We start from the raw sequence: 5151 nt of genomic DNA on the forward strand, positions 1-5151 counted from the left end.
ATTATGGATCGCAGCCCCAAAATCCTCTACCGGCGGATTCATAGTTTGTCCACCAGTAATAACAATATCTGCCCCCATTTGCCGCATAATCTCCGCAAACCCCTCACCAGATACCACGCTGATGACCGCTGTCCCAGACCTAGGCTGAGCTTCTCTGCTTGTCTCCAGCGTTTGCCGGTGCTGGTCAGACATGTTATCAATCTTAATATCATGCAGCGTACCCCAGGCAATAGCTGATTCCAATACCGCGCCCGGATGCGCTGTATGAATATGTACTTTTAAAATGCCATCACCAGGTGCCAGTACAAGTGAACCGCCCATTTGCTCTAACTGGCGCTTAACTTCTTCGATGCTGGCAGCACACCGTTTGACGACAAACTCGGTACAATAGGGGTGAGACATATTAACTTCAGCACCAACTCCGGCTATTGTCAAGGTACGGCCAAAGTCGGCTTCCGGTCCGGTATACCGTCCCTCTAACCCTTCCAAACATCCCACAAGAAAAATAATCAAGCCCTGACCACCGGCATCAACTACACCAGCAGCCTTTAACGCTGGTAATAGCTCTGGAGTACGGTTAAGTTCCGCTTGACCAGCGGCAATAGCCTCCCGCAAAATGTCAGCAAAAGCCCGCCGGTCTCGCACCGCCCGGAGTGTACCCTTGGCAATACCTTTCGCCACAGTCAGGATGGTTCCTTCGACTGGCCGGGCTACCGCCCTGTACGCATACAACACTCCATACTGAAAGGCTTTTCCTACCTCGGCCGCAGTAGCTATATCCTTACCAGACAGGCCCCGGGCGATACCTCGCAGCAATTGCGACAAAATTACTCCCGAATTGCCTCTGGCTCCCATAATGGCGCTGTCAGCAGCGCGGCGCGCCAAGGAGCCAATGCCTTCATCAGGCGCTTCGGCAATCGCTTTAGCCACAGCTCCCAACGTCAGCAGCATATTTGTACCGGTATCACCATCTGGAACAGGAAATACATTAAGACTATTGATATATTCATGTTCGCGCGTGAAGGCTCCATACGCTCCGGCAATCATCCGACGAAAATCTACTCCATTAATTACATCCATACTGGACTGCATACAGTTCCCTCCTCAACTACTGGCACTTTTTTTGAAAAAGCAAGCCCAGAACACCTGGACCTAAATGGGCGGCCAGTACTGAACCAATACCACTAAACGATACCGGAATGTTAGGATAACGCTGGCAAATAGTATTATATATTTCCTGAGCAGCTTCCTGGGATCCGCCATACGCCACGCCAATATACTCAAGCTCGCCATGCTTATCCAGTTCTTCCAGCATTCGTGCCACTGCCCGCGGTTTGGTACGCACTTTGTCAAATACCTCTACCTTACCCTCACGCAATGTGAGAATCGGCTTAATTTGCAAAATCGAGCCAAACAATGCCGCTGCACCGCCAATCCTGCCGCCTTTATACAAATAATCCAGCGAATCAGGCATAAACAGTGTATGGGTTGCAGCTGCCATCTGCTGCAAATGATCGGCAATAGTCGCTGCCGGTTGACCGCTGGCGGCCAGTCGGAGTGCCACCTCGGCCATTTTTATCATACCAATTGACGACGTCATAGAGTCAACTACATAAATTTCACGGCCTTTATGCTCTTTAGCGGCCGCTCGAGCACCATTAACGGTTCCACTAAGGCCACCAGATACACTAATCATAATTATCGGATGCCCCTCAGGTATCGATGAAAATATCCGGGCAAAATCGCCCGGTGATGGCTGCGAGGTGCGCGGATGTACCCCTTTTTCTTTAGCAATACGAAACAGTTCTGTATTACTCAGCTCAGGTTCATTCCATTCAGTATCGCCGATAATTACTTTTAACGGAATAACATGAAGGTTAGGATGAGCTGTCAACATGGCTTCAGACACATTAGCAGTACTGTCAATTATTATATGTATAGTAGACAACTTATGAAACCTCCTCTCTTACTACTAAACTATATCTTACCAAATAAATTGCTGCAATACACTATAATTATGTAAAGAATCTTAGCCAAAACGATAAACTAGTAATATTCTTAACTTTTATGACAGGAAATAGGATGTACTTCGGCGAAAATGAAAATAGTAAAGTATTCCTAAAACGGATGTATTTCTGACTACTCACTGTCAGAGAGCAACTTCTCTCACTCTCTGCGCTACCAAAACCAGTAATTATTACACAAATTCTCAACTATAGAAATGAAGGAGTGCCTATGGACAATAACCAACTCCTCTTTGCCTTAGATATTGGTACACGCAGCGTCGTCGGACTTGTCGGCGAGCTTAAGAACGGCACAATAAAACTTATAGCCTCAGATCGCGAAGAACATCATACCAGGGCTATGCTTGACGGACAGATTCATGATGTTCAGGAAGTTGCCGAAGTACTGGCATCAGTTACTTCCCGCCTGGAAGCGTCTGTTGGCAAACTGACTAAAGTCGCAGTAGCTGCTGCTGGCCGTGCCTTATGTACCTTACGAACCTCTGCCGATATAGAAACAGCCACCCGCGGCCCGCTTACCCCGGAAGACGAACGCTCCCTCGAGCTAGCAGCCATTCAGACAGCCCAAGCCGAATTGGCTACCTCTGGTGCTGTGTCTGACCCGACAGATTATTACTGTGTTGGCTACAGTGTTGTGAGCTTTAATCTGGATGGAACCCGAATAAAAAGCCTTGTTGGCCAGCGCGGCAAACGCGCAAGCATTGAAGTGATTGCCACATTCTTGCCCCGCCAAGTCATTGATTCCCTGCAATCTGCCCTCCAAACAGCCGGGCTGGAAATGGCAACCCTTACACTAGAACCCATTGCCGCCATCAATGTTCTCATCCCCTCAACCATGCGGCATTTAAATCTTGCCCTTGTCGACGTCGGAGCAGGCACCTCCGATGTAGCAATTACTCGTGACGGCTCAGTAATTGGGTATGGCATGGTGCCACTGGCCGGAGATGAAATTACCGAAGCCATATCCCAACATTTTTTACTTGACTTTAATGTTGCCGAAACCGTTAAACGCCAGCTAAACGGTAATCATAATAAAAAGATTGCCTTTACCGATGTACTAGGTATGACTCGCAAAGAATCAGCCAAAATCATCATTGATACCTTAGCCCCCAAAGTCGTTGAACTGGCCCAAGCCATTGCTGCTGAAATCCTAAAGTTAAACACCCAACAACCGCAAGCAGTACTTTTGGTCGGCGGCGGAGCATTAACCCCACTCCTGCCGGAGACATTAGCCGCAGCCCTAGATATTCCGGCATCTAGAGTTGCCATCCGTCGTCCTGACTCCATTGAAGGTATTACCAACATACCTGCCAAACTACGCACCCCCGACACGGTGACCCCACTAGGAATTTTGAAACTGGCAGGCGGGCGCACTTTAAACTTTATTAATATCACTGTCAACGACCGGCCTATCCGCCTGTTTAACCTAAGCCGGTTAACAATAGCCGATGCACTTTTGGCTGCTGGCATCGATATCCGAGCACTTCGCGGTCGTCCAGGTATGGGAATAACCATTTCTGTCAATGGTCAAACTCACTTTATTCCTGGCAGTCATGGCACCCCTGGACAAATACTGCGTGGTGGCCAACCAGCCAAACTTACCGATGCTCTCCACGACCAAGATATTCTGGCAATCACTCCTGGAACACCTGGTACAACGCCTACTCCTGTACTCCAAGAGATCATATCACTGCCTGAACCACTGACCATTCACTTTGACGGCAAAAGCTGTCAACTGTCACCAGTCGTCACTGTCAATGGCGTTCCCGCCCAGCCTGATACCCGATTAGGTGATCGGGATCAAGTGTGCGTGACGCCAATCGAAACATTGGAACAAGTACTGACTACGCTACATCTCACTACCGCTCCTGAGGAGTACAAATATCAGGTTAACGGTACCGAACGCTCCTACAAAGTATATCCCACATATACGATTAATGGTGTTCAAGCCTCCCTGAATAGTTCAGTAAGTTCAGGTGACCGTATTGAGACCATCAAACCACCGCTGCCTACGCTAGCAGAAGTCCTTGGAATTACTGATATGGACGACAGTGTCATTCACGTGCTATTCAATGGTGCACCTTGCACCGTCCCTGTCCGCCGTTATAGCGTACAAGTGGATGGCAAACCAATAGAAGTCAATCAACCTGCACTTCCTGGCAGTACTATAGAATTTGTGATTAATCCTGACCGTCAGCCACTCATTAGCGACGTCTTGCTGGCTGCGAATTTTGATCCCCGTACCTTGCCTCCTGCCGGCAAAGTTATCGTACTTCTCAATGGATCACCTGCCGAATATACAGCAGTTGTTACCAATGGTGACAAGGTAGATATCCAAGTAACAGAAATGTAAAGTTCCTGGCTTACGCCAGCTGTTGACAGCAGGGCAAAGCGTTGCTTTAATCTGTTTTTACCAAACCAATACCTGCTGTCGGTGTGAAAAGAATCAACAGGGACTGTGACATACGTCACAGTCCCAATTTGTTTTCTCCCTTATAATTACACCATAAGATACAAACAGCAAGGGGGATTTAAGAAATGAGTATGTTCTGTTATCAATGTGAACAAACCGCTGGTTGCACAGGCTGCACCAAAATTGGCGTCTGTGGAAAAAACGAAGATATCGCCAGTTTACAGGATACCCTAATTTTTGGTCTCAAAGGCATTGCCGCCTATGCTCACCATGCCCGCGAACTGGGAGCCCGCGACGAGCAAGTTGACGCATTTATGCATGATGCTTTATTCTCCACACTAACTAACGTAAATTTCAGCTTAGAAAAACATATTGAGATGGTATTAAAATGCGGTGAAATTAACCTGAAAGTCATGGAACTGCTAGACCAAGCTCATGTTAACCGTTTTGGCTCACCTGTACCCACTGAAGTATTCACAGGCTTCAAGGCTGGCCATGGCATTCTGGTCACTGGTCATGACCTCCTTGATTTAGAGGAGCTTTTAAAACAAACCGAAGGTACTGGCATCAACATTTACACCCATGGTGAAATGCTGCCAGCTCATGCTTATCCTGAACTCAAAAAGTATAAACATCTTGTTGGCAACTATGGTACGGCCTGGCAAAATCAGCGCAAAGAATTTGAAGCCTTCCCCGGAGCCATCTTAGTTACTA

Annotated in this window: 4 protein-coding genes; 2 read left to right on the forward strand and 2 right to left on the reverse strand. The window is 47.7% G+C overall.

Annotated elements, in window-relative coordinates; genetic code table 11:
- Both AC29Z1_RS13210 and AC29Z1_RS13215 read right to left on the reverse strand, forming a co-directional pair.
- Positions 1-1092: DAK2 domain-containing protein (locus AC29Z1_RS13210; protein ID WP_488271921.1), on the reverse strand; the 1092-nt coding region annotated here is incomplete at its 3' end.
- A gap of 16 nt (positions 1093-1108) precedes the next feature.
- Positions 1109-1948, reverse strand: a complete 840-nt coding sequence (locus tag AC29Z1_RS13215; RefSeq protein WP_488271922.1) for a DegV family protein — start codon at positions 1946-1948, stop codon at positions 1109-1111.
- Positions 1949-2235: 287 nt separating this feature from the next.
- On the opposite strand from AC29Z1_RS13215, the gene AC29Z1_RS13220 reads away from it, so the two are divergent.
- Together AC29Z1_RS13220 and AC29Z1_RS13225 are read left to right on the forward strand one after the other, a co-directional pair.
- Positions 2236-4377 carry a cell division FtsA domain-containing protein gene (locus AC29Z1_RS13220; protein ID WP_488271923.1) on the forward strand — a complete coding sequence of 714 codons (2142 nt, stop codon included), beginning with the start codon at positions 2236-2238 and terminating at the stop codon, positions 4375-4377.
- Between the two features lie 185 nt (positions 4378-4562).
- Positions 4563-5151: anaerobic carbon-monoxide dehydrogenase catalytic subunit (locus AC29Z1_RS13225; RefSeq protein ID WP_488271924.1), on the forward strand; the 589-nt coding region annotated here is incomplete at its 3' end.

Source organism: Sporomusa sp. (genome assembly GCF_057736855.1).

Excerpts from the sequence above, each read along its gene's own strand:
- AC29Z1_RS13220 (WP_488271923.1), top strand. The coding sequence starts at position 2,236 with ATGGACAATAACCAACTCCTCTTTGCCTTAGATATTGGTACACGCAGC.